Here is a 23,427-nt window from a genome sequence, read left to right on the forward strand (position 1 = left end):
TTCTCTTAATATTTTAGTTGTTTTAAAGCTTGAGTCACATTCCGTTCTACACGTTCCAAAACATCTTCTTGATTTGGATAAACAAACTTCTCGCCTACAATATGCTCATAAAGTTCGATATATCGCTCAGAAATTGATTTTATTATTTCATCTGTCATTTCCGGAACCTGCTGTCCATCTTTACCTTGAAATCCGTTTTCAATTAACCATTTGCGTACAAACTCTTTCGACAATTGCTTTTGTGCTTCACCACTTGCCTGACGTTCAGCATAACCTTCCGCATAAAAATAACGGGAAGAATCTGGTGTATGAATTTCATCGATCAAAATAATCTGACCATCTTTTTTGCCAAATTCATATTTGGTATCCACCAAGATCAATCCTCTTTCAGCTGCGATTTCAGTACCTCGTTGAAATAATGCTTTTGTATATTTCTCCAACTGGATATAATCTTCTTCACTCACGATTCCTCTTGCTAAAATAGCATCTCTAGAAATATCCTCATCGTGACCTACTGCTGCTTTTGTCGTGGGAGTAATAATAGGTTCAGGTAATTTATCATTTTCCTTCAACCCCTCTGGCAGCGCTTCGCCACATACCGAACGTTTTCCTGCACTATACTCTCTCCAAGCGTGACCAGATAAATACCCACGGATCACCATTTCTACTTTAAAAGGCTCACACATTTTACCAATCGTAACACTTGGGTCCGGAACAGAAACTACCCAGTTTGGCAGAATATCTTCCGTTGCTTTCAAAAATTTTGCAGCGATCTGATTCAATACCTGTCCTTTATAAGGGATAGGTTTTGGTAATACCACATCGAATGCCGAAATACGATCTGAAGCCACCATAGCTAAATATTCATGAGCAATGGTATATACATCACGTACTTTACCTCTGTAAAAAGAGGTTTGATTTTCGAAATTGAAATTTGTTTCTTGTATTGCGTTCATATATTGATGAATGGATAGTATCTCTCTATCTCAAATTTATTATTGACTATTAAATATCTCCGTAAGCCTCTAGAATGCGTTTCACTAGTTTGTGCCTCACAACATCTGAACCGTTTAAATGTATAATATCAATACCCTCAATATTATCCAGCAATCGTACAGCAGTTGCTAGTCCTGACTGATTCTTTCTTGGTAAATCAATCTGCGTCACGTCACCCGTAACAATGAATTTTGCAGTCGGTCCCATCCGGGTTAAAAACATTTTCAATTGCATATCGGTTGCATTCTGTGCTTCATCCAAAATCACGAAACAATTATCTAAAGTACGTCCACGCATAAAAGCTAAAGGAGCGACCTCAATGGTTCTATTCTCGAGATATCCTTTAAGTTTTTCTGCTGGAATCATATCATCAAGCGCATCGTATAAAGGGCGTAAGTAAGGATCAACTTTTTCTTTTAGATCTCCCGGAAGAAAGCCCAAATTTTCTCCAGCTTCAACAGCCGGCCGTGTTAAGATGATACGTTTGATTTCTTTGTTGCGTAATGCACGGACCGCTAAGGCAACGGCGGTGTAGGTTTTACCTGTACCTGCAGGACCTATAGCGAAAAGGATGTCATTGTTCGTGATGCTATCCACCATCTTTCTTTGATTCGTTGTACGTGCACGCACAATAATGCCATTAGGCCCAAAAACGATAGGCTCGGAACCGACACTTGCAGCTTTATCAGCAAGCATTTTTTCTTCCAGTACAGCAGATCCCGAAGTTGTCTGCATCAGGTTTTCCAAATCCATTAAAGAAAGTTTATTGTACTTTTCCAAATGGTTGATAACATCGTCAAAGGAATTTTTGAAAGATTCAAGTTGCTTTTCATCACCCAATACCTTCATCTCATTACCCCTAGCTACAATTCTCAATTTTGGATACTGTTTTTTTATGTAGTCAAAGTGCTCATTCTGAGCGCCCCAAAGTATCGCTAAATTGATAGCATCCAATGTAATTTGTAATTCGTTCAAATCATTCAATTTAAGGTGAATTATTTCCATATTGGCCTGTTACCTACAAACATCAACCAATATCCAAAAATACAGTATTAATATCAATTTTAGCATCAGAATATGCAACAAAAATAAAAAAAAGAGTTCATTTTTTATTTTTATATTGGTGGATATCAAGATTAAAAACATCCAACTCAAATCGATCGGATCGAATATGTACATTCTATTTATTTTTATCAGAAGACATTACGTACTTTTGCGTACCTTTTCTTTTTTTTGAGTTAATTTTACTTTAATTTTGAGGATTAAGTTCATATATTAAAACCTTAACAAAAAGAATTCTAGGGTATATCATAAAGGGTAATTAAGAAGAATGGGAGTTATTACATTAACAACAGATTTAGGACATAAAGATTTCTATCAAGCAGCGCTCAAAGGCAGTTTGATATCGGAACTTCCTGATGTCCGAATTGTTGATATTACACACGAAATACCGGCCTTCAATATTCCGAGAGCAGCCTTTGTATTAGCCAATGCGTATCATTATTTCCCAAAAAAAACAGTCCATATCATTGGGATCAACACTTTATTTCATGAAGGATCACGTTACGTGGCAATGATGTATAATGATCACTTCTTTGTTGGCGCAGACAACGGCATCTTTAGCTTACTCTTAAATGGTGACAAACCTCAAGAACTTGTTGAACTTAATTTGATTCAGGACCTTCGTTACTTACATTTCCCACTTGCTGATATTTTGACCAAATCAGCCTGTCACATTGCTAAAGGAGGTAAATTAACGGACATTGGTAATACCATTGATCAAACAGTTGAAAAAGTCACGTTACAACCTATATATGACAATGATACCATCCGCGGTAATGTCGTCTATGTTGATGCTTTTGGAAATGCGATTACCAATATCTCCAAGGAATTATTTAACCGTGTACAAAAAGGTCGAAGCTTCACACTCTATTTTAAAAGAAGTGAAACCATCACTAATTTATCATGGAACTACAATGAGGTAACGGAGGGAGAAAAACTATGTTTGTTCGGAATCAGTAATTATCTGGAGATCGCTATGAATAAAGCAAACGCAAGTCAGCTCTTAGGATTATTTGATGATGAATCTCATATCATCAGAATCGAATTCCACAATTAATAACAAAACGAGCGATTAAACTTTTATTCCTTTTTTTTGTCTTATCCAAGATTTTAAAAAAATATCATTTGAATATGCAGTTTATAAAAAGTCTTTCTTTTCTTCTATTCTTTCTGACAGGTTTTGCTGTTAGCGCACAAAATGCTGACTCAACTTCCTTTGAGGCACAACGTATGCGTGTCAATAAACTTATTGAAGATCGTAAAGTAAAATTTGGAGAATACGATCTAAGTCTGGAAAAGAAATCAGCCATATTTGGGCTTTTTAAATCGAAAGATGATATGCAGCGCACCATAGATATTTTAAAAAATATCGTCATCACTGACAACAATATTTTTTTGGAAACACGTAGACTCATCAGCATCAAAGATGATGAAAAACAGAAGTTCCAGAATCTAGCTTCGGAATATGACAAACAGATTTCTGCTTACATGGGCACCATCAATAAGCTGCAAAAAGAGAATGAGAAACTCAAAAAAGACGTAGAAAATCTAGAAGGAAGTGATAATAGTTCAAATATTTTACTTTATATCGCCCTCGCTATCATAGCTGTTCTGAGTTATTTAATATACCGAAATCAAAAAATTACTAAAGGATGATAAGTGATTAATGAAGAGTAGTTACTTTTGCAGGTCTCAATATTAAATTGATTGGTGCTATGGCAAGAGGATTTAACAGCGGAAATAAGCAAGAAGAAGAACTACCAAAACCGAAACTTAATAAGGAATTATTAAAAAGAGCGGCACAAATACTATCGTATCTAAAACCATTTAGAACCAAGTTTTTGTTAGGAATGCTTTTCTTGATACTTTCAAGTTTGGCGATGCTGACTTTCCCAGCACTTTTAGGTGCAATGATTGATGCTTCCGAAGGAAAACAAACGTACACATGGCTCCCAGCCGATGTTTTTGAAATAGGATCCATCGCTTTTGTTATCCTCACTTTTACTTCCATTGTCTCTTTTTTTAGAATTCGCCTATTTGTGGAGATTGCAGAAAAATCTCTCGCATCAATTCGCCGGGATTCATACCAGAAATTGATATCACTTCCCATGGAGTATTTTGCCAATCGTCGCGTTGGTGAACTCAACAGTAGGTTATCTGCAGATTTAGCTCAGATACAAGACACTATGACAACTACTTTAGCTGAGATCTTGAGACAGTGTATCAGCTTAGCATTTGGTGTTGCATTATTAGTTTTTGTATCACCAAAGCTAGCTTTAATGAACTTATGCATTTTGCCAGTACTCGTTGTAACAGCTATTGTATTTGGTAAATTCATCAGAAACCTATCACGTCAGGCTCAAGATAAATTGGCAGAATCGAACACCATCGTGCAAGAGACATTACAGGGAATCAGCAATGTTAAAGCTTTTGTCAATGAATATTATGAATCAAACAGATATTCCAATAAACTAGATGCCGTTGTTGGCTTAGCGGTAAAAGGTGCAACATATCGTGGTGCATTTGCTTCCTTTATCATCTTCTGTATCTTTGGTGCTGTCATTGCGGTGATCTGGTACGGTTCTACGCTAGTATTTTTAGGAGAAATGTCTGTTGGAGATTTGACCACTTACATTCTATATTCGATGTTCGTTGCTGGATCTATGGGGAGTTTTCCAGAACTCTATGCCAATATTCAGAAAGCTCTGGGAGCAAGCGAACGCGTACTGGAAATCCTACAGGAAGAACAGGAAAGTATCACAATCGATGAATCTTCTAAAGAGATCCGTAAACATTTTCATGGTGATCTGACTTTCAACCATGTATCTTTCTCTTATCCTAGCAGACCTGATATTAAAATATTAAAAGATATTACGTTTCATGCGAAAGCTGGACAAAAAATTGCGATCGTCGGCCCGAGTGGTATCGGTAAGTCAACTATTGCTTCATTGGTCTTGCAATTTTACAAACCTGACAGCGGAGAGATTCTGTATGATGGGATGAGCAGCGCTGACTATTTATTGTCTGATATCCGTAATCAAGTCGCCATTGTTCCACAAGACGTCTTACTTTTTGGCGGTACTATTCGTGAAAATATTGCTTATGGACGCCTAGACGCTGATGCTGACCATATCATTACAGCTTCAAAACGTGCAAATGCACATGATTTTATTATGAATTTCCCGGAGGGCTATGATACACTGGTAGGTGAAAGAGGGGTTAAATTATCCGGAGGTCAACGTCAACGTATCGCAATTGCGCGCGCTTTATTGAAAGATCCTGCGATCCTTATCCTGGATGAAGCAACATCATCATTGGATTCCGAATCAGAAAGACAAGTACAATTAGCACTTGAAGAATTAATGAAAGGAAGAACTTCCATTATCATCGCACATCGATTGTCTACTATTGTAGACTCGGATCAAATTATGGTCATCGAAAACGGCGTGGTGTCCGAATCAGGAAATCATATCGAATTAATGAGCAAAGGTAGTGGACTATACCATCACCTGTACTCATTGCAATCCAAACATAAGATTCAAGTGTAAAAAAATGTTAATTCATAAGCCCTTTTAAAACTTTTCTCTGTATCAACTGTTTAATTGGTATCATAGTTGAAAGAAGTATATTAAAATATGAGCGATATGAAAAATAAAAATGGATTAGTTGCATTTGCGTTAATAGGTTTAGCAGCAGGTGCTGCAGCATGGTATTTATTAGGTACTGATGATGGCAAGAAACAATTAAGTCGTGCTAATGACGGAATTAAAGATCTGACTCGTTCTCTAAAAGATGTATCAAAAAGAGAAGCAAAAAGAGCTCGGAAATTAGCAAACCAGGCTTCCGAAGAATTACATGCTTTAAAAAATAAAGCTGCTGAAGGATTTGGATCATTGAAAGATAAAGCTTCTGATGAAGTGGATGCTTTAAAAAATAAAGCAAAAGAAGTAGGCAGAGAAGCATTGAATAATACCAATAGCGCTGCTCATAAATTAGCAGATCACGTTGACGATGCTGTCGATACAGCAAAAAGCAAAGTTGATAAAGCCTAAAACCTTTTAAAATTTACTTCCTCGTTGCACTATTCATTCAGCTTATTACATTTCATTTGTATCTTTGCGCTGTATGAATTTACTACAACAAGTAAAAACTTTAGTCTATAAAGATGCTATTCTAGAGTGGCGATCCAAATATGCCATCAATAGCATTTTACTATATGTAATATCTACAGTATTTGTTTGCTATCAAGCATTCAAATCTGTAGATGCTACGATATGGAACGCTTTATTTTGGATTATCATGCTCTTCGCATCGGTGAATGCCATCAATAAGAGTTTCACACAAGAAAACCAACAACGCCAACTTTATTACTACTCTATTGTAAACCCGAAAGCAGTTATACTCGCTAAGATTTTTTATAATATGTGTTTAATGGCATTCTTGGCCGTTGTTGCATATTTAACCTACTCCGTAATTTTCAAAAATCCATTAGGCGATCCCGCTTTATACTTTTTTGCAGTCATCTTGGGCAGTGTCAGCTTTGCTTCTGTTTTCACTATGGTTTCGGGAATTACTTCAAAAGCTGGAAATAACAGCACCTTAATGGCTATCCTGAGTTTTCCTGTTATTATTCCGTTGCTTATCGTACTGATTAAGCTGTCTCAGAATGCAATGCAGGGCATGGATAGAGCAGAAAGTTTGAATGAAATCGTCGTTTTAATTGCAATTAATATCATCACAATCACTGTTTCTTTATTGTTATTTCCTTACCTTTGGCGTGATTAATTGCACAATTACAGTTTTTAAATATTCATAAAAATGAGAAAAAGTTGGTGGAAAATTTTGGCAGTAGTCTTAATTTCATTGGTCATCATTGCAGGGCTACTAGGTCCAGTACCTGCTTTATTCCTTCTTCATGAAACCATCCGAAATATTTATTTCCATGTCCCGATGTGGTTTGCAATGCTATTCCTTTATACAATATCTGTTATCTACAGTATCAAGTACTTGAATACGGGCAAGCAAGAGTATGATTTAATGGCAGTAGAAGCTGTAAATACAGGAATTACATTTTGTTTTATGGGATTAGCTACAGGTATGCTATGGGCAAATATTACCTGGGGAGAAGCATGGCCCAATGATCCTAAATTGAATGGATCTGCAATTGCGACATTGATGTACTTGGCCTACTTGGTCTTAAGAAATGCGCTTGAAGAGGAACAGAAAAGAGCTAAAATATCTGCGGTCTATAATATTTTTGCTTTTCCTATCATGATTGTTTTGCTTTATATCTTACCAAAACTGACTGATTCACTGCACCCAGGAAGCGGAGGAAATAGCGCTTTCAGTAACTTGGACATGAACAATCAGTTAAGACCGGTATTTTATACAGCCGTCATTGGCTGGATTTTGATCGGCACTTGGATGTTTACCTTACGCTACCGTTTACGTATCATCGAACAGAAGCAAAATGAAATTAATTAATTTTTTGAAAAATCTTATTACAATTGATATGAAAAAGTTATCACTATCAATCGCTTTAGTCTTCATGACAACATTAAACATCTTTGCACAAAGCGAAATTGATATGGCGACTGGACTAAGAAGTTCAGGTAAAATATACGTGGTTGTTTTGGTTATGCTCGTTTTGTTCTTAGGAATAGCTGGTTATTTGTTTATCCTGGATAGGAAAATAACAAGATTAGAAAAGAAACAAAATCAAAAATAATTTTACAATATCATCTTATAAAAGGCAATGCTATCATATCAAGAATGTGATGGCATTGTTGGTTTTAATCAACCTTATTCGGAATTAAATAGTAATATTGTAGAGAACAACTTGTAACAAGGCATACATGATTATCAGTCAATTTAGGAAATTCACGCCCATTAATATCGTTCTTCTTATACTTATAGGATTTTTCTTATGTTTTGGTGTATTCATTCATCTGCCCGAAAGCCTGACTCCTATCCTATTTGAGCCCGCACTGGGCAATTTACTCGGAAAGGACGGTATCAATACCTTATCACCGCAAATGAATGTGCTGGTGACATTAGGATTAACCATTATTCAAGCGACGATCCTAAATCGAATCATCGGTCATTTCAACTTGTTGGGTAAACCAAGTTTTCTTGTTGCATTGATGTATTTGACTTTAGCCAGTTTGTTTTTACCATTTCTGGTTATATCACCTACCCTGATCTGTAATTTCATATCGGTATGGATGCTGAGCAAATTATTAAGTTTATACCGGCAACAAGATATCAAAGCACTGATGTTTGACCTGGGCATGATCGTAGCTATCGGTAGCTTGATCTATTTCCCTTTCATCATCATGTTTCTTTTACTTTGGATCAGTCTCATCATCTTCAGACCATTCAACTGGAGAGAATGGATTTCACCGTTGTTGGGTTTTGCAACCATCTATTTTATCCTTGCGGTAATCTACCTCTGGTTAGGGAGATTTAAGGATTTCTATAGCATCTGGCTACCGCTGACGAAAACATTTCCAACAACAGTAACGATGGAAATTCATGATTACTTTGTACTTATACCCATCGTATTTAATTTGATACTTTTTCTCATCATTCTAAAAGATAATTTTTTTAAGAGCGTAGTACATATTCGAAAATCATTTCAGCTCTTATTTTTCATGTTGTTATTAGCAGTTGGTTCCTTTTATTGGAACAAGCAAATAACCGAAACACACTTTCTACTATGTGCACCTCCATTAGCAATTTATATGGCTTATTATTTCACACATGCAAAGAAAAAATGGCTTTTTGAGAGTGTATACGCAATCATTATTTTAACAATACTGTATTTTCAGTTTTTCTAAAATTTTAGCTATCAGGAGTTTAACCTTTTTTAACAAAATCAACTCTACAAGGTCGCAAAAATTAAATAGTTTTGTATGCTGATAGGATCATCGTAAAATATAAATTTGAACAGATTTTTAACCCGTTATACCGATCTTTTCGCATATTTTTGGAATCTTTGAAACACAAAACTTTAATATATTATTAATATAAAATAAAAGTTTCGCAACTTTAATCTATAATCATGCAGAAACGCTTTTTAAGCTCCATTACAAGTAAAGTACCTCAAGTGTTATTGACTTTAGGCTTATTATACAGCTCGTCAGCAGCATTTGCGCAGAAGTCGACGTCTGCATCACCTTATTCACAATTTGGCTTGGGCCAAATGCGTGAAGATCTACTACCTCAACATCGTGCGATGGGTGGCTTATCAACGGGTGTCCGTTACTTCGGTTCAGTTTATAATACTAATCCTAGTAATCCAGCTTCATACTCTGCCGCCCAATTCAGTACTTTTGATGCCGGTCTATATGGAAATTTCACCCAATTGAGTTCGAAAAATAAGTCTGATAATACTGCAGATTTTGCTTTCAGTCATATCACAATGACCTTTCCAATGAAAAAAGCGGGCGGTATCAGTATCGGTCTTTTACCATACTCAGATTTAGGTTACAACTCAAACAGTATACAAAAAATAGATACCGTTAATTACAGAAAAACATTTACTGGAGAAGGTGGGTTAACAAAAGCTTATTTCGGATACGGTGTCAATATCACAAAGAATTTCAGTGTCGGAGCTAATATTTCTTACTTATTTGGTACCTTAAATGATTTTAGCCGACTTGAATTACCCTTTAACTACGGTCTGAACGTACAACAACAAGATAAACGTGAAATCCAAGGTGTAAGCTTTGACTACGGGGCTCAGTATTACAAAACGATCAATAAAGAATATTCGATAACAGTTGGTTATTCGGGATCATTGAATAATGCAATCCATGACCGCACAACATCATTTGTGACGCGTACGCTACCCTCAAACAATAGTGACGACACAAATATCGCTTTGGATACAGTGAGTCAAACTGAGCGAACGAGAAGAGATTTAAACCTTCCATTAAAACATAATGTCGGTATTACTTTTGCCAGAACAAACCGTTGGTTAGTAGGTGCAGAATTCAAATATGCAGACTGGTCTAAATTTCAGGTAAGAAAAAACGAAGAAAACTTAAAAACAAATTATGGTTTTGCAATCGGTGGACAAATCACACCAGATCCAACTTCATTTAAATACACAAGTTTAATGGATTACCGTATCGGCTTCCGTTATAACAGAACTCAATACTTCATCAACAAACAGGATATCAATGATATGGCTATTACCTTTGGGGTTGGCCTTCCATTAGCAAGAAATCCTTATTCAGGTGCATTTTCTAAAATCAATATCTCTGCAGAACTGGGACAAATGGGAACCATGAACAATAGCCTGATCAGAGAGAGATACGTCAACTTGAATGTTGGTTTTACTTTAAATGACCGTTGGTTTAGAAGAAACTCCATTGATTAATCAAGAGACTGATATGGCAAGACATACAATTGCCTCAAAAAAGCATTATACATTGCCTCTACTGCTCCTCATTGCAGTAGGGGCAATCTTCTTTACAGCTTGTGAACCCGATTTAAAAGAAGTAGATCGGATCGCTAATCTTAAAAAAGAAGAAGCCGTTGATATCTCTCGTCACGTGGACGTCATCTATAGCGATTCAACGATCGTAAAAGCACGGATGTCAGCTCCTGAAATGCGCATTAAACATGATAGTACGCAAGTGTATGAATTTCCTAAAGGTATCCAGATCATATTCTATGATAAAGATGTTAAAGAAACACAACGTATTATCTCGGATTATGCCATTCAGCATGAAGCGGCAAAAACAACAACATTCAAAAAGAACGTTGTCGTAACGATGGCAGACGGGTCAATCATTAAAACAGATGAAATCATCTACGATGAAGGCAAAGAATCTTTCTATAATAATATGCCTATAACGGCCTATTTCAAAGATAATAGAGGTAACCTGCAGGGATCTTCCTTTACTTCTGATAAGGATTTTAAAAAAATAAATATCCAAAATTCAACGGGTGTCATGCTGGTAAAAGACAATAGTATGTTCCCTTCATTTGGCCAATAAAATTTGCTCAAAACAAATTTGGATGAAATAAGTTTCCCTTAATCAGAAATAATTACTCTTTTTTTTATAAAAATTGTATCTTGCACCGCATTTAGGCATACTATTTCCTAAATAATGGTATTTTAAGTATTTAAACAATAATAAACACAATAAACAGACTATGGGATTAATGAGCTTTTTGCGCAACCGAGCTGGTTTCATTTTAACTGGAGCTATGGCTGTGGCAATTCTAGCATTTTTATTAGGAGATGTTGTCAAATCTGGAACTCCGTTTTGGGCTAAAAACCAAAATCGCGTAGCAGAAATAAATGGAGAGAAAATCGATTTCCAAGAATTCAATCAACAAGTTGATCAAACAGCAGAAATGTTTAAGCAACAAATGGGTGGTAACTTGACTCCTCAAATGAAATCATATGCTGTACAACAGGTATGGAATCAATTGTTGCAAAAAGAAATCCTAAAAAGCGAAATTGAAAAAATCGGCTTAGAGGTTGGTAAAAATGAATTAAATGATTTAGTTACAGGTAATCGCCCTTCGAATCAAATTGTTCAAGCTTTTACTGATCCACAAACAGGTCAATTTAATCGTAACCAATTATTAACATTCATTTCACAATTAAACACCGCGGGTAATCCTCAGGCAGCACAACAGTGGGAAATGTTATTAGCAGCTGTAAAGGAAGAACGTTTGAACAATAAATACACAAGTTTATTAAACAATAGTGTTTATGTTACTTCATTAGAAGCTAATGATGAATATCAACAACGCAATAAATTAGCAAATTTCAAATATGTATTATTGGATTATGCTGGCGTTAAGGATAGTGAAATCAAAATCACGGATGCTGACTATCAAGCATATTACGATGAGCATAAAAACTCATTTAAAAATCAAGAAGAAACTCGCTCTATCGAGTATGTTGTTGTAGATGCACGTCCTACTGCAAAAGATATCGATTATGCAAAAGAGACTATCAATAGATTGAAAACTGAATTAGCAGCTTCAACAAACGATTCTTTATTTGCATCGATCAACTCAGACAATAAATACCCTTATACTTTTGTTAAAAAAGGTCAATTAAGTCCAGCATTGGATTCAGTACTTTTCAATGTTCCGGCTGGAACTATTGTTGGTCCTTACGAATCTAACGGTTTATTTGAAATTGCTAAAGTAGCACAAACGACTGTTGGACCTGACTCCGTAAAAGCTAGTCACATTTTATTGAACGCAACTGCTGAAGGTGGTGTTCAGAAAGCATTAGCAAAAGCAGACTCAATCAAAGGTTTATTAGCGAAAGGAGAAAGCTTCTCTTCACTAGCTGTCCAATTCAGTACTGACCAAGGTAGTAAAGTAAATGGTGGTGAACTTGGTACATTCCCTCGTGGACAAATGGTTCCTGTTTTTGATAACGCTGTATTCAACGGAAAAACAGGTGATATTAAAGTTGTGGAATCACAATTTGGTGTACATATCATCAAAATCGAGAATCAAATTGGCTCTGCAAAATATGTTAAAGCTGCGATCGTAGATAAAGCGATAATCAGTGGTAAAGAAACACTAAACACGGCACATAGCAAAGCAAATGCTTTCTTAACTGCAGCTACAGCACAAAACTTTGCTCAAGAAGCTCAAAAATTAGGATTGAAAGCAACTACTGCAACTCGTGTTTTAGCAATGGACAATACATTGGACGGCAATGAAGCTCCAAGAGAATTGATCAAATGGGCATTCGAAGCTAAAAAAGATGATATTTCTGATCGTGTATTTGAAACAGAACAATCGTATATATTAGTACGTCTTGTTGATGTACAACCTAAAGGTATCCTGCCTTTAGCAACTGTGAAAAAAGATATTGAGCCTGCTGTAAAAAACGCAGTTAAAGCAAAACTATTGACAGAGAAAATGAATGCTGCTTTAAGCGGTGCTGGTTCTCTTGATCAGGTAGGACAGAAATTAGGTAAAACTCCAGTAGCGGTTGAAAATATCGTATTGGCAAATCCAGTTATCCCTGGAGTTTCTTTGGAAAACAAAGTGGTAGGTACTGTATTTGGTTTACAACCGAACAAACCATCTAAAGCAATTGAAGGTGCACAAGGTGTATATGCTGTTCAAGTGAATGGCTTTGTTAACCCAGCTGCGATTCCTGATTTAAATGCTCAGAAAAAACAAATTTTAGCAGGAAAACTTCAACGTTCTTGGGCTTCAATTTTCAAAGCTTTACAAGATAAATCAGAAATCACTGACAATCGCGTGAAATTCTTTTAAGATAATTTTAATTAACTTTGTAGCCGGACGAGTATATCGTCCGGCTTTTTTATTATTTGATATGGATATTCAAACCGACATTGTAAATAAAGTTGCTCAGAGTGGTATTATCACTGTAGATCTTGCGAAGTTCAAGCCATCAGGTGAACTTGTTGAATATGATATTAAAGACAATCTATTTCATGGCCTGATCTTAAAAGAGAAAGACTTTAGAGATTTTATAAAAACACATGACTGGTCAGCTTATGCAGGCAAACATGTCGCAATTACATGTTCGACTGATGCTATTGTCCAGACATGGGCATATATGCTGTTAGCGACCAAATTAGAGCCGTTTGCAAAGACTGTTGTATTTGGAGATCTTGCTGAACTCGAACGTATTCTATACGCCCAAACTATAGCCGAAATTGATATGTCTGAATATACTGATCAACGCGTTGTTGTAAAAGGATGTGGAGATATCAAAATTCCGGAATCGGCTTTCGTTCAGTTCTCTACTGCCTTGGCAAAAGTTGCGAAAAGTATCATGTATGGAGAACCTTGTTCTACCGTTCCTGTATTTAAACGTAAATAGCGGTATTCGTAATTTCAAAATATTTTTGTATTCTTACGTATATGAAAAAGCTAGTCTCGTTAATACTCTTAGTGCTCAGTTTCTGCGGTCAGATATTTGCTCAAGAACTTCCTCATTTGAAAGAATCCGCTTTTAAAGGCGGAGAAAAATTAGAGTACAAATTAAAGTATGGTTTTCTATCTGCGGCAACTGGCCTATTGACGGTAACAGATACTAAATCAGGTAGCGGGGCACCTGCATTCCGGTTATATGCAACTGGGAAAACTGCCGGAGCATTTGCTTTATATACAGTTAAGAACGAATACAACTCCTATATAGATGGTAAGACTTACCTGCCTTATTATTATACTGAAAACATCCGAGAAGGAGGTTACAGACGGAATGATAAGGTTACTTTCGATCAAAAGACAAGATCAGTAAGCGGAAATAAAGGAGACTTCAAAAGTGTAGTATCTCAAACATTTGATTTACTATCAGCATACTATTTTGCGCGCAATTTAGACCTTTCGTCTGTCAAGCCAGGAGAGTCATTTAAATTGACTTATTTCTTAAACGACGAGATCGCCACATTAGGAATTAAATATATTGGTGTAGAAACCATAAAAACAGATTTAGGATCGTTAGAATGTCTTAAATTCAGTCCTGAAATAAAGCCAGGAAGAATTTTCAAGAAAAACAGTAAGTTATATCTTTGGGTAACCAATGATGGGAATCGTATCCCTGTAAAAGCTAACGTAGACATTTTAATTGGTTCTGTCACATTAGAACTCTTAAAAGCCGAAGGCTTGAAACATAAACTCGGACAACGTGCGAGTTATTCAAAATAAAAAATATCATGATAGAAGTAGGAAATGTATTAGTGCACGAAGATTTGATTAACAATGATTTCGTATGCAATCTTTCCAAATGCAAAGGCATTTGCTGTATAGAAGGAGATTCCGGCGCTCCATTAAAACAAAATGAGCTGGCCATACTTGCGGAGATATATCCAAAAGTAAAACCTTACATGACAGCTAAAGGTATAGAAGCCATAGAAGATCAAGGCACACATGTGATTGATATGGACGGAGATTTAACAACCCCATGTGTCGATGGTAATAAAGAATGTGCATATGTTACTTGGGAAAATGGTATCACAAAATGTGCCATTGAGAAAGCATATGAGCTTGGAGATATCAACTGGAAAAAGCCAATTTCCTGTCACCTATACCCTATTCGTACGACAACTTATCCTGAATTTGATGTGCTTCATTACGACAGATGGCACATCTGCAAAGATGCATGTACTTTTGGAAAAGAACTACAGGTTCCTGTATACAAGTTCCTAAAAGACCCGTTAATTCGGGAATATGGTGACGAATGGTACCAAAAATTAGAGAATGCGGTAGATTCATTATAATCTATTGCTTATATTTATAGACATTTAAGGAGATTATAGTGGTTTTTAACCATCTTGCATGCTGAAATTAAAAGAAATACAACGTCCCATCCTCAAGGAATTGGCAACTTTTGAAACTGAATTTAAAGCTTCAATGAAAAGTTCAATCCCTCTATTAGATCGTATTACAGGATATATTGTGAAAACCAAAGGAAAACAGATGCGTCCAATGTTTGTTTTCTTTTCGGCAGGTCTGTGCAACGGTATAAAAGAATCCACCTATCGTGGCGCTTCCTTAGTTGAGTTGCTTCATACAGCGTCATTGGTTCATGATGATGTTGTAGACAATGCAAATGAACGAAGAGGTTTCTTTTCTGTGAACGCACTCTGGAAAAATAAAGTATCCGTTCTAGTCGGTGATTTTTTACTTTCCAAAGGATTGCTTCTTTCAGTAAAGCATCATGAATACGACTTACTGAAAATTGTTTCAGAGGCCGTTGAACAAATGAGTGAAGGTGAATTATTACAGATTGAAAAAGCACGAAAACTAGATATCGAAGAATCAATCTATTTTGAAGTCATCCGTCAGAAGACAGCTTCATTGATTGCTTCCTGTTGTGCTTGTGGAGCATCATCATCTGGTGCCGATGCGACGACCGTTCAGAAACTACATGCATTTGGCGAAAAAATAGGTATCGCCTTTCAAATAAAAGATGATTTATTTGATTTTGGAATCGACGATGTGGGCAAGCCACTCGGAAATGATATCAAAGAAAAAAAAATGACCCTACCACTGATATATGCATTGAGTCAAGCGGACAAATCAGAAAAAAGAAGAATCATCAATCTGGTAAAAAACCATAATGATGACAATAAAAAAGTAGCAGAAGTCATCGCGTTTGTAAGACAAAGTGGTGGATTGGAATATGCAACAGAAAAAATGTTGGATTACCAAAAAGATGCTTTTAAAATATTAGATGAATTTCCTGATAATGAATATAAAACAGGGTTACTACAACTTGTCAAATTTACAACTGAAAGAAAAAAATAGAAAATGAGTCACGAGATCATGTTTTTTGGAGGATTTTTAATCTTCATTATTTTAATGTTAGCGATCGATTTAGGAGTGTTTTCAAAAGGAGACAAAACTGTATCCCTAAAAAGTGCCGCCATCATGAGTATAATCTGGGTATTATTAGCATTAGGCTTCTACTGGGTTTTACGTCACTATGGCCATGAATTACACAACATTCAAGATCTAGATCATCTGCAACAAGTCATCAAAGCTCATCTGCATGACGTTAAAATCATACCTGGAGATCTGGAAGGAAGTATTGCGTTATACAATAACAACCTAGCCCTAGAATTTATAACAGGCTATGTAGTAGAATATGCCCTATCTGTCGATAATATCTTCGTTATGGTGCTCTTATTTTCATCTTTTGGTATTCCAGAACGTTACTACCATAAAGTATTGGTATGGGGCGTAATTGGAGCTGTATTAATGCGTTTCATATTCATCTTCTTAGGAGCAGCATTGATTACAAAATTCGGGTGGATCTTATACATCTTCGGTGGATTCTTATTGATTACCGGTATTAAGATGTTCTTAAATAGAAATCAAGAGGAAGAAGTAGATCCACAAAACCATCCTGTGGTAAAATTTGCATCTAAATATTTTAAGGTGACGCCTAAATTAGATGGTGGTCACTTTTTCCATATTGAAAATGGTGTCAAATATATGACACCTTTATTCTTGGTTCTGTTGGTAATTGAATTTACCGATTTAATTTTTGCTGTAGATTCTATTCCAGCGATCTTCTCGGTAACAAAAGATGCATACGTCGTATTTTTCTCAAATATCTTCGCGGTATTAGGATTGCGCTCTATGTTCTTCTTATTGGTTAATATCATTCACAAATTCCATTACCTGAAGGTAGGATTAGCATTTTTACTAATTTTCATCGGATTAAAAATGTTACTGCATCACTGGTTGGTACAAATTGGTTTTTCAACATCACATTCATTGATTATTATCGTCAGTATTTTGGTGATCAGTGTCGTCGCGTCATTGGTATTTCCTAAAAAACCAGATCTCAAAATAGAAAATTAATAAAAAACGGGGCTTTAAAAGCCCCGTTTTTTTGTTAAGCACAATTTTATTACAATCAAATTGTAAGAATGTCATGATGGTAAATGAATTTATTTTTAATTTAGCATCATAAAATCATTAACTTTTAAAAAATGAATTGGAATAAATCACTCGTATTGGCAGCATCACTATTTGCAGCTTCATTACAAGTAGTACAGGCTCAGGATAATTTAATCAATGCCTTAAAAACAAATCAAAATGATAACAGTAAGGCTGGCTTTACTTTTACCGAAATCATTAATCTAAAAAATACTTCGATCAAAAACCAAGGTTCTTCCGGTACTTGCTGGTCATATTCTGGGAATTCATTCCTAGAGTCTGAAATGATTCGTATGGGAAAAGAACCTGTAGAAATTTCACAGATTTTCTCTGCTCGTAATACTTATTTAGGAAAAGCAAAAAACTACGTGCGTTTACACGGTGGATTATCTTTAGGCGAAGGTGGACAATTTCATGATGTTTTAAATGCGTTCCGCCACTATGGTGCTTTGCCACAAACAGAGTACACAGGCCTACACTATGGATCTGATAAAAACAACTTTGGTGAAATGACCAATATGTTGGATGCCATGTTAGCTACTTTTGTAAAAAGCAAGACGTTAACTCCAAACTGGGAAAAAGCATACACTGCAGCAATGGATTCGTACCTAGGTGAGGTCCCTAAAAGCTTCCAATACAAAGGTAAAAGCTATACACCTCGTACATTTGCTGATCAAGTAATTGGTATCAACCCTGATGAATATGTCGGTATTGCCTCTGTTACAGATCAACCTTACTACAATAAATTTGTATTATTGATTCCTGATAACTGGTCATTTGATAATTTTTATAATGTTCAAATCAATGACCTGACTGATATCATTGACAATGCATTGAATAATGGTTATACAGTAGCTTGGGCAACAGATGTTTCTGAAAAAAGCTTTAGCTGGAAAAATGGTGTTGCTTATGTCCCTGCAAAACCATTCGAGCAAATGACCCCACAGGAACAACAAGAAATGTTTGTTGGACCAAAACCTGAGGCTAAAATTACAGCTGAACAAAGACAGACTGCTTTCGACAACTACCAAACAACTGATGATCATGGTATGCACATCGTTGGATTAGCCAAAGATCAAACAGGCAAAGAGTATTATATCGTTAAAAACTCTTGGGGTGTGACAAACGATTATAAAGGTTACTTGTATGTAACAAAAGAGTTTGTTCGTTACAAAACAACATCACTTTTAGTTCATAAAGATGGAATTCAAAAAGGTTTAAAGTCCAAAATGAAGATCTAGGCTTATAAAAAGCACCATTCTACAAATAGGTTACAGAAATAAATTTCTGTAACCTATTTTTTTTACAATTTTATTACATAACTTTAATTTCAAGAAATGATTAAGTGAGCAACTTCTTAGAGACTGGTTATGAAAAAGATATTATTATTCCTCCTTATTTTACCCTTTGCCGTTATAGGTCAAGAAAAAGGAATAACATTTGAGCACGGATTGAACTGGAGCCAAATTAAAGAAAAAGCAAAAAAAGAAAACAAATTTATCTTTGTGGATTTGTTTACTACCTGGTGTGGTCCTTGTAAATACATGAGTGCTAGTGTATTTTCACAAACAAAAGTGGGAGATTTCTTCAATTCTAAATTTGTTAATACCAAAATCCAAATGGATAAAACGGACAAGGACAGTGAAGAAGTGAAAGCATGGTATGAAGAAGCCGAGCGGTTCGGTAAAGACTACAAAATTGCCGCATATCCTACCTTCTTAATTTTCAATCCTCAAGGTGAACTTGTGCACCGTATGGTCGGAGGTGGCGATGCTGATGAATTTATTGAGCGGAGTAAAGATGCTTTAAAACCTGAAACACAGTATTATGCCTTGTTAAAAGCGTTTAACGAGAATCCAACAGATTTATCATTAGCGCACCGTATGGTTAGAGCTGCGAACACAGCTTATGATGAAGCTACTGTGACACAAGCTGAAGATATCATTATCTCCCATACCAAACCTGAAAATTTAACGAAAGAATGTGCAGCCTATCTCGTGGCAAACACACGCACATCCCGATCTAGAGCTTTCGAGCTACTACGGGATAATCCTGAAAAAATTGATGCTTTATTAGAAAAAAATGGCGCGGCAAATCGTGTACTTGCCACTGTGGCCATCAATGAAGTATTAGGAACTAAAATCGATTTCAATACAGAACCTAATTGGGAAGCTTTAAAAACAGAAATTTCCGACAAATACACAAATATCAATTTTGACCCAATCTTCAAATTGATGAAGGCACAGTATTATGTACAATCGCGTAATTGGTCTTCTTTAACAAATATTGTTGACAGCTATTTAACATCAGAAGATCTAAATTCAAATCAATTGAATAGTTATGCTTGGGAAATTTTTGAAAACAGTACCGATGCGGCATGTTTAGACGCAGCTTTAAAATGGAGCAAAAGAGCTGTAGAACAAGATGTAAAAAGCGCATACTTAGACACCTATGCCAATCTACTGTATAAAAAAGGAGATAAGATAAATGCTATAAAATGGCAAGAAGAAGCATTATCTCTGGCGACAGAAGGTGAACAAGATAACTATCAGGATACATTAGCTAAAATGAAAAGCGATATCCCAACCTGGAATCTATAATACTCTTGAACATAATTATTAAATAGAAAAAGGGTCGAAAATAAATAATTTTCAACCCTTTTCGATATCAGAGAAACTATTAACTGTTTTTCAATGATTTCATATCGATTACAAAACGGTACTTCACATCTGATTTAATCATACGTTCGTATGCATTATTGATATCTTGAATATTGATAACCTCAACATCTGAAACGATCTGGTGTTCACCACAGAAATCTAACATTTCCTGTGTCTCTTTGATACCACCGATCAACGATCCCGCTAAGTGTCTACGCTTACCGATCAGCAAACCACCATGAACTCCTGGTAATGGCTCTACAGCTCCCACAATACACATTGTTTTATCCAATTTTAAAAGACTTAAATATGGATTAACATCGTGACCTACTGGAATCGTATTCAATAAAAAGTCAAAAGTATTCGTATGAGCCTGTAATTGTGCTGCATCTTTAGAAATCAAAACTTCATCAGCTCCTAATTGCTTTGCATCTTCACCTTTTTCTGGAGAAGTTGTAATCATGACCACATGTGCACCCATCGCTTTCGCAAATTTAACACCCATATGCCCTAATCCTCCAAGGCCAATAACACCAACTTTATCACCTTTTTTCACATTCCAGTGACGCAAAGGCGACCATGTTGTAATACCGGCACACAATAGAGGAGCAGCTGCTTTCACATCAATTGTTGTCGGGATACTCAGAACAAAATCTTCCTCTACAACGATATTCTCCGAGTAGCCACCATAAGTAATACCACCATGTTTAGATTTAGCACTGTTATAAGTGCCGATCATCCCACTTTCGCAGTACTGCTCCAACCCTTCATCACAAGGATTACAGTGCTTGCATGATTCGACCATACAGCCTACACCAACAAGGTCACCGACCTTATATTTTGTCACATTTGGCCCTACGGCCAACACACGCCCAATAATTTCATGGCCAGGAACTACTGGGTAATGTGGCTGTCCCCATTCTGCTCTTGCTGTATGAATGTCACTATGGCAAACACCACAATATTCAATATCAATAAAAACATCTTTATCCTGCAAATCCCGGCGTTGAATCTGATGTGGTTTTAAATCTTCGGCCTCCGAAAAGGCTGCATATGCTTTTGTACTCATCTTAGTTTGTTTTAAGTAAAAGTAGCTCTTTTAATAAAAAATCCACTCTTGTCGGGAGTGGATTTACTTTGAAATGATATTTATTTTAGTGCTTTAATTCCCATATTCCACAGGGTAAAAGCATATTTATCAGCTGTTTCATTAATCACCACTTCTGTAGAGCGACCTGCCCCATGACCAGCTTTTGTTTCAATCCGAATAAGAACAGGACGATCACACTTCTGTTTTGCCTGTAATTCTGAAACAAACTTATAAGAATGTGCCGGCACTACACGGTCATCATGATCTCCGGTGGTAACCAAAGTCGCAGGATAACACACACCTTCTTTAACATTATGTACAGGTGAATATCCCTTCAGATAATCAAACATCTCTTTACTGTCATTAGCAGTACCATAATCATATCCCCAACCTGCTCCAGCTGTAAATGTATGGTAACGTAACATATCCAGCACTCCTACTGCTGGTAAAGCTACTTTTGCAATAGTTGGATCTAACGTAATGGTTGCCCCAACGAGCAATCCTCCATTTGAACCTCCAGATAGTGCAGTATAATCAGGAGAAGTATAGCCATTGCTCTGTAAATACTTTGCTGCGGCAATAAAATCGTTAAACACATTCAGCTTATTAAACTGACGGCCACCATCATGCCATTTTTGACCATATTCGCCACCACCTCGTAAGTTTGCGACAGCATATACGCCGCCATTTTGAATCCAATTGGCTGTAGATACACTAAAACCAGGAGTCAAACTGATATTAAAACCACCATAACCATAAACAATAGTCGGATTTTTACCATCCAGCTTCAATCCCTTTTTGTGCGTGATGATCATTGGAACTTTTGTTCCATCTTTTGATGTGTAGAAAACCTGTTTAGATTCAAACTCATCTGAATTAAACTTCACTTTAGGTTTAATATAAACCTCAGATTGTCCATTGTCTACATTAAATGTAAAACTTGTAGATGGGGTGATGTAATTGGAAAAACCATAATAGATTGTTTTTTCCTTTTTCTTACCCGAAAAACCTGCAGCAGTTCCTACACCCGGTAATTTGATCTCACGGATTTTTTTACCTGTATAATCGTATTGTTCAATAACTGAAATGGCATCTTTAAGATAATTGGCAAATAAATAACCACCACCAGTCGAAACTTCAAAGACATTTTCCGTTTGAGGAATTACATCAATCCAGTTCTTCGATTCAGGTTGACGAATATTCATCTTCACCAATTTATTATTTGGTGCATTTAAATTTGTTTGCACATAAAAAGTATCGCCATCATTGTCAATAATACTTGTGTTACTGTCAAATCCACTTAAGATATTGATGATCTTACTTCCAGGCTTAGATAAATCCTGTACATACAATTCATTGCCGGTCGTTGTATTTGCGGCAGAAATGATTAAAAACCGCTCATCATCCGTTAAGTTGGCACCGATATAACGGCGTTGAACAGCAGCTCCACCAAAAATCATTTTATCTTTTGCCTGAGCGGTACCTAGTTGATGAAAATAAACTTTATGTTGATCTGTTTTCTCCGATAATTCTGAGCCTTTCGGTTTATCATAGCTGGAGTAATAAAATCCAGTATTCCCCTTCCAGGCAATACCTGAGAATTTGATATCAATTAACGTCTCACCAATTTGTTTTTTATCAGCAGTATTCAAAATAATTACTTTTCTCCAATCCGAGCCTCCTTCTGAAATAGAATAAGCCATCAAACTACCGTCTTTTGAAAAACTTACATCTGACAAAGAAGTTGATCCATCTTTAGAAAATGTATTTGGATCTAAAAAGACCTCTTCCTTTCCACCTTTATTTGATTTTCTATATAGAACGGCGTGTTGCTGCAAACCATCATTTTTATAAAAATAAGTATAAGCACCCTCTATAAAAGGAGTTCCAACTTTCTCATAATTCCAAATATCTGTCAATTGATGTTTCAGCTGATCGCGATATGGAATCTGAGCTAAATAATCATACGTCACTTTATTTTGCGCAACAACCCAAGATTTTGTATCCGCTGCTAAGTCATTTTCCAACCAACGGTAGGGATCTGGAACTGATTCGCCAAAGAACTGATCAACTACCTGACCTTTTTTTGTTTCTGGATATTTCAATTCTTGTGCGTTTCCAAGATGTACGGAAATAGCTATTACTGTTAAAATTAAACTCAGTTTTTTATTCATGTTTTTTTCAAATGAGGTTATAAACAAA

General features: G+C 36.1%; 22 protein-coding genes. 18 read left to right on the plus strand and 4 right to left on the minus strand.

What is annotated here, in order from left to right; translation table 11 throughout:
• Positions 1 to 5: 5 nt before the first annotated feature.
• Together HCX49_RS23450 and HCX49_RS23455 are read right to left on the minus strand one after the other, a co-directional pair.
• Complete coding sequence (locus HCX49_RS23450) at positions 6 to 956, minus strand: phosphoribosylaminoimidazolesuccinocarboxamide synthase (protein ID WP_021189321.1); 951 nt, start codon at positions 954 to 956, stop codon at positions 6 to 8.
• A gap of 49 nt (positions 957 to 1,005) precedes the next feature.
• Positions 1,006 to 1,971, minus strand: coding sequence for a PhoH family protein (locus HCX49_RS23455; RefSeq protein ID WP_168128327.1), 966 nt, complete (start codon positions 1,969 to 1,971; stop codon positions 1,006 to 1,008).
• Between the two features lie 355 nt (positions 1,972 to 2,326).
• Between HCX49_RS23455 and HCX49_RS23460 the strand changes: the two genes are divergently transcribed.
• From HCX49_RS23460 to HCX49_RS23545, 18 genes are all read left to right on the plus strand, one after another.
• The gene (locus tag HCX49_RS23460; protein WP_168128299.1) at positions 2,327 to 3,115 is read left to right on the plus strand and encodes an S-adenosyl-l-methionine hydroxide adenosyltransferase family protein; all 789 of its coding nucleotides are present in this window, start codon (positions 2,327 to 2,329) and stop codon (positions 3,113 to 3,115) included.
• A gap of 74 nt (positions 3,116 to 3,189) precedes the next feature.
• The gene (locus HCX49_RS23465; protein WP_168128300.1) at positions 3,190 to 3,714 is read left to right on the plus strand and encodes a hypothetical protein; all 525 of its coding nucleotides are present in this window, start codon (positions 3,190 to 3,192) and stop codon (positions 3,712 to 3,714) included.
• 59 nt (positions 3,715 to 3,773) lie between these two features.
• Entirely contained in the window at positions 3,774 to 5,606 is a 1,833-nt protein-coding gene (locus HCX49_RS23470) for an ABC transporter ATP-binding protein (protein WP_168128301.1), read from the plus strand.
• A gap of 96 nt (positions 5,607 to 5,702) precedes the next feature.
• A complete protein-coding gene (locus HCX49_RS23475) occupies positions 5,703 to 6,110 on the plus strand; it encodes a hypothetical protein (RefSeq protein ID WP_031287862.1) in 408 nt (135 codons plus the stop codon).
• A 73-nt stretch (positions 6,111 to 6,183) separates the two neighbouring features.
• The gene (locus tag HCX49_RS23480; RefSeq protein WP_168128302.1) at positions 6,184 to 6,843 is read left to right on the plus strand and encodes a heme exporter protein CcmB; all 660 of its coding nucleotides are present in this window, start codon (positions 6,184 to 6,186) and stop codon (positions 6,841 to 6,843) included.
• 33 nt (positions 6,844 to 6,876) lie between these two features.
• On the plus strand, positions 6,877 to 7,542 hold the full coding sequence (gene ccsA, locus HCX49_RS23485; protein ID WP_132772486.1) for a cytochrome c biogenesis protein: 666 nt from the start codon (positions 6,877 to 6,879) through the stop codon (positions 7,540 to 7,542).
• The gene (locus HCX49_RS23490; RefSeq protein WP_237682878.1) at positions 7,529 to 7,786 is read left to right on the plus strand and encodes a CcmD family protein; all 258 of its coding nucleotides are present in this window, start codon (positions 7,529 to 7,531) and stop codon (positions 7,784 to 7,786) included. Before ccsA ends, HCX49_RS23490 begins: the two co-directional genes overlap by 14 nt.
• Positions 7,787 to 7,913: 127 nt before the next feature.
• On the plus strand, positions 7,914 to 8,897 hold the full coding sequence (locus HCX49_RS23495) for a DUF6427 family protein (protein ID WP_021189315.1): 984 nt from the start codon (positions 7,914 to 7,916) through the stop codon (positions 8,895 to 8,897).
• 224 nt (positions 8,898 to 9,121) lie between these two features.
• Positions 9,122 to 10,444 carry a hypothetical protein gene (locus tag HCX49_RS23500; protein ID WP_132843868.1) on the plus strand — a complete coding sequence of 441 codons (1,323 nt, stop codon included), beginning with the start codon at positions 9,122 to 9,124 and terminating at the stop codon, positions 10,442 to 10,444.
• A 13-nt stretch (positions 10,445 to 10,457) separates the two neighbouring features.
• Entirely contained in the window at positions 10,458 to 11,066 is a 609-nt protein-coding gene (gene lptC / locus HCX49_RS23505; RefSeq protein ID WP_168128303.1) for an LPS export ABC transporter periplasmic protein LptC, read from the plus strand.
• Positions 11,067 to 11,235: 169 nt separating this feature from the next.
• On the plus strand, positions 11,236 to 13,332 hold the full coding sequence (locus HCX49_RS23510) for a peptidylprolyl isomerase (RefSeq protein ID WP_237682879.1): 2,097 nt from the start codon (positions 11,236 to 11,238) through the stop codon (positions 13,330 to 13,332).
• Between the two features lie 61 nt (positions 13,333 to 13,393).
• Positions 13,394 to 13,906: a DUF2480 family protein gene (locus HCX49_RS23515; protein WP_021189311.1), complete on the plus strand. Its 513-nt coding sequence runs from the start codon at positions 13,394 to 13,396 to the stop codon at positions 13,904 to 13,906.
• 41 nt (positions 13,907 to 13,947) lie between these two features.
• Positions 13,948 to 14,733, plus strand: coding sequence for a DUF3108 domain-containing protein (locus HCX49_RS23520; RefSeq protein ID WP_132772494.1), 786 nt, complete (start codon positions 13,948 to 13,950; stop codon positions 14,731 to 14,733).
• 8 nt (positions 14,734 to 14,741) lie between these two features.
• Positions 14,742 to 15,305, plus strand: coding sequence for a DUF3109 family protein (locus HCX49_RS23525; RefSeq protein WP_021189309.1), 564 nt, complete (start codon positions 14,742 to 14,744; stop codon positions 15,303 to 15,305).
• Positions 15,306 to 15,363: 58 nt separating this feature from the next.
• Positions 15,364 to 16,335: a polyprenyl synthetase family protein gene (locus HCX49_RS23530; protein WP_168128305.1), complete on the plus strand. Its 972-nt coding sequence runs from the start codon at positions 15,364 to 15,366 to the stop codon at positions 16,333 to 16,335.
• 3 nt (positions 16,336 to 16,338) lie between these two features.
• Complete coding sequence (locus HCX49_RS23535; protein ID WP_021189307.1) at positions 16,339 to 17,397, plus strand: TerC/Alx family metal homeostasis membrane protein; 1,059 nt, start codon at positions 16,339 to 16,341, stop codon at positions 17,395 to 17,397.
• A gap of 131 nt (positions 17,398 to 17,528) precedes the next feature.
• Positions 17,529 to 18,716 carry an aminopeptidase C gene (locus tag HCX49_RS23540; RefSeq protein WP_021189306.1) on the plus strand — a complete coding sequence of 396 codons (1,188 nt, stop codon included), beginning with the start codon at positions 17,529 to 17,531 and terminating at the stop codon, positions 18,714 to 18,716.
• A 129-nt stretch (positions 18,717 to 18,845) separates the two neighbouring features.
• Positions 18,846 to 20,075, plus strand: coding sequence for a thioredoxin family protein (locus tag HCX49_RS23545; protein ID WP_168128306.1), 1,230 nt, complete (start codon positions 18,846 to 18,848; stop codon positions 20,073 to 20,075).
• Between the two features lie 79 nt (positions 20,076 to 20,154).
• Here HCX49_RS23545 and HCX49_RS23550 read toward each other — a convergent pair whose 3' ends face one another.
• Entirely contained in the window at positions 20,155 to 21,204 is a 1,050-nt protein-coding gene (locus tag HCX49_RS23550; protein WP_168128307.1) for an NAD(P)-dependent alcohol dehydrogenase, read from the minus strand.
• An 80-nt stretch (positions 21,205 to 21,284) separates the two neighbouring features.
• A complete protein-coding gene (locus tag HCX49_RS23555) occupies positions 21,285 to 23,399 on the minus strand; it encodes a prolyl oligopeptidase family serine peptidase (protein WP_168128308.1) in 2,115 nt (704 codons plus the stop codon).
• Positions 23,400 to 23,427: the final 28 nt, after the last annotated feature.

The organism is Sphingobacterium sp. B16(2022) (assembly GCF_012030425.1).
In the GTDB taxonomy this organism is placed as follows: domain Bacteria; phylum Bacteroidota; class Bacteroidia; order Sphingobacteriales; family Sphingobacteriaceae; genus Sphingobacterium; species Sphingobacterium anhuiense.

Excerpts from the sequence above, each read along its gene's own strand:
- HCX49_RS23450 (WP_021189321.1), bottom strand. The coding sequence starts at position 956 with ATGAACGCAATACAAGAAACAAATTTCAATTTCGAAAATCAAACCTCT.
- HCX49_RS23460 (WP_168128299.1), top strand. The coding sequence starts at position 2,327 with ATGGGAGTTATTACATTAACAACAGATTTAGGACATAAAGATTTCTAT.
- HCX49_RS23465 (WP_168128300.1), top strand. The coding sequence starts at position 3,190 with ATGCAGTTTATAAAAAGTCTTTCTTTTCTTCTATTCTTTCTGACAGGT.
- HCX49_RS23470 (WP_168128301.1), top strand. The coding sequence starts at position 3,774 with ATGGCAAGAGGATTTAACAGCGGAAATAAGCAAGAAGAAGAACTACCA.
- HCX49_RS23475 (WP_031287862.1), top strand. The coding sequence starts at position 5,703 with ATGAAAAATAAAAATGGATTAGTTGCATTTGCGTTAATAGGTTTAGCA.
- HCX49_RS23480 (WP_168128302.1), top strand. The coding sequence starts at position 6,184 with ATGAATTTACTACAACAAGTAAAAACTTTAGTCTATAAAGATGCTATT.
- ccsA (WP_132772486.1), top strand. The coding sequence starts at position 6,877 with ATGAGAAAAAGTTGGTGGAAAATTTTGGCAGTAGTCTTAATTTCATTG.
- HCX49_RS23490 (WP_237682878.1), top strand. The coding sequence starts at position 7,529 with ATGAAATTAATTAATTTTTTGAAAAATCTTATTACAATTGATATGAAA.
- HCX49_RS23495 (WP_021189315.1), top strand. The coding sequence starts at position 7,914 with ATGATTATCAGTCAATTTAGGAAATTCACGCCCATTAATATCGTTCTT.
- HCX49_RS23500 (WP_132843868.1), top strand. The coding sequence starts at position 9,122 with ATGCAGAAACGCTTTTTAAGCTCCATTACAAGTAAAGTACCTCAAGTG.
- lptC (WP_168128303.1), top strand. The coding sequence starts at position 10,458 with ATGGCAAGACATACAATTGCCTCAAAAAAGCATTATACATTGCCTCTA.
- HCX49_RS23510 (WP_237682879.1), top strand. The coding sequence starts at position 11,236 with ATGAGCTTTTTGCGCAACCGAGCTGGTTTCATTTTAACTGGAGCTATG.
- HCX49_RS23515 (WP_021189311.1), top strand. The coding sequence starts at position 13,394 with ATGGATATTCAAACCGACATTGTAAATAAAGTTGCTCAGAGTGGTATT.
- HCX49_RS23520 (WP_132772494.1), top strand. The coding sequence starts at position 13,948 with ATGAAAAAGCTAGTCTCGTTAATACTCTTAGTGCTCAGTTTCTGCGGT.
- HCX49_RS23525 (WP_021189309.1), top strand. The coding sequence starts at position 14,742 with ATGATAGAAGTAGGAAATGTATTAGTGCACGAAGATTTGATTAACAAT.
- HCX49_RS23530 (WP_168128305.1), top strand. The coding sequence starts at position 15,364 with ATGCTGAAATTAAAAGAAATACAACGTCCCATCCTCAAGGAATTGGCA.
- HCX49_RS23535 (WP_021189307.1), top strand. The coding sequence starts at position 16,339 with ATGAGTCACGAGATCATGTTTTTTGGAGGATTTTTAATCTTCATTATT.
- HCX49_RS23540 (WP_021189306.1), top strand. The coding sequence starts at position 17,529 with ATGAATTGGAATAAATCACTCGTATTGGCAGCATCACTATTTGCAGCT.
- HCX49_RS23545 (WP_168128306.1), top strand. The coding sequence starts at position 18,846 with ATGAAAAAGATATTATTATTCCTCCTTATTTTACCCTTTGCCGTTATA.
- HCX49_RS23550 (WP_168128307.1), bottom strand. The coding sequence starts at position 21,204 with ATGAGTACAAAAGCATATGCAGCCTTTTCGGAGGCCGAAGATTTAAAA.
- HCX49_RS23555 (WP_168128308.1), bottom strand. The coding sequence starts at position 23,399 with ATGAATAAAAAACTGAGTTTAATTTTAACAGTAATAGCTATTTCCGTA.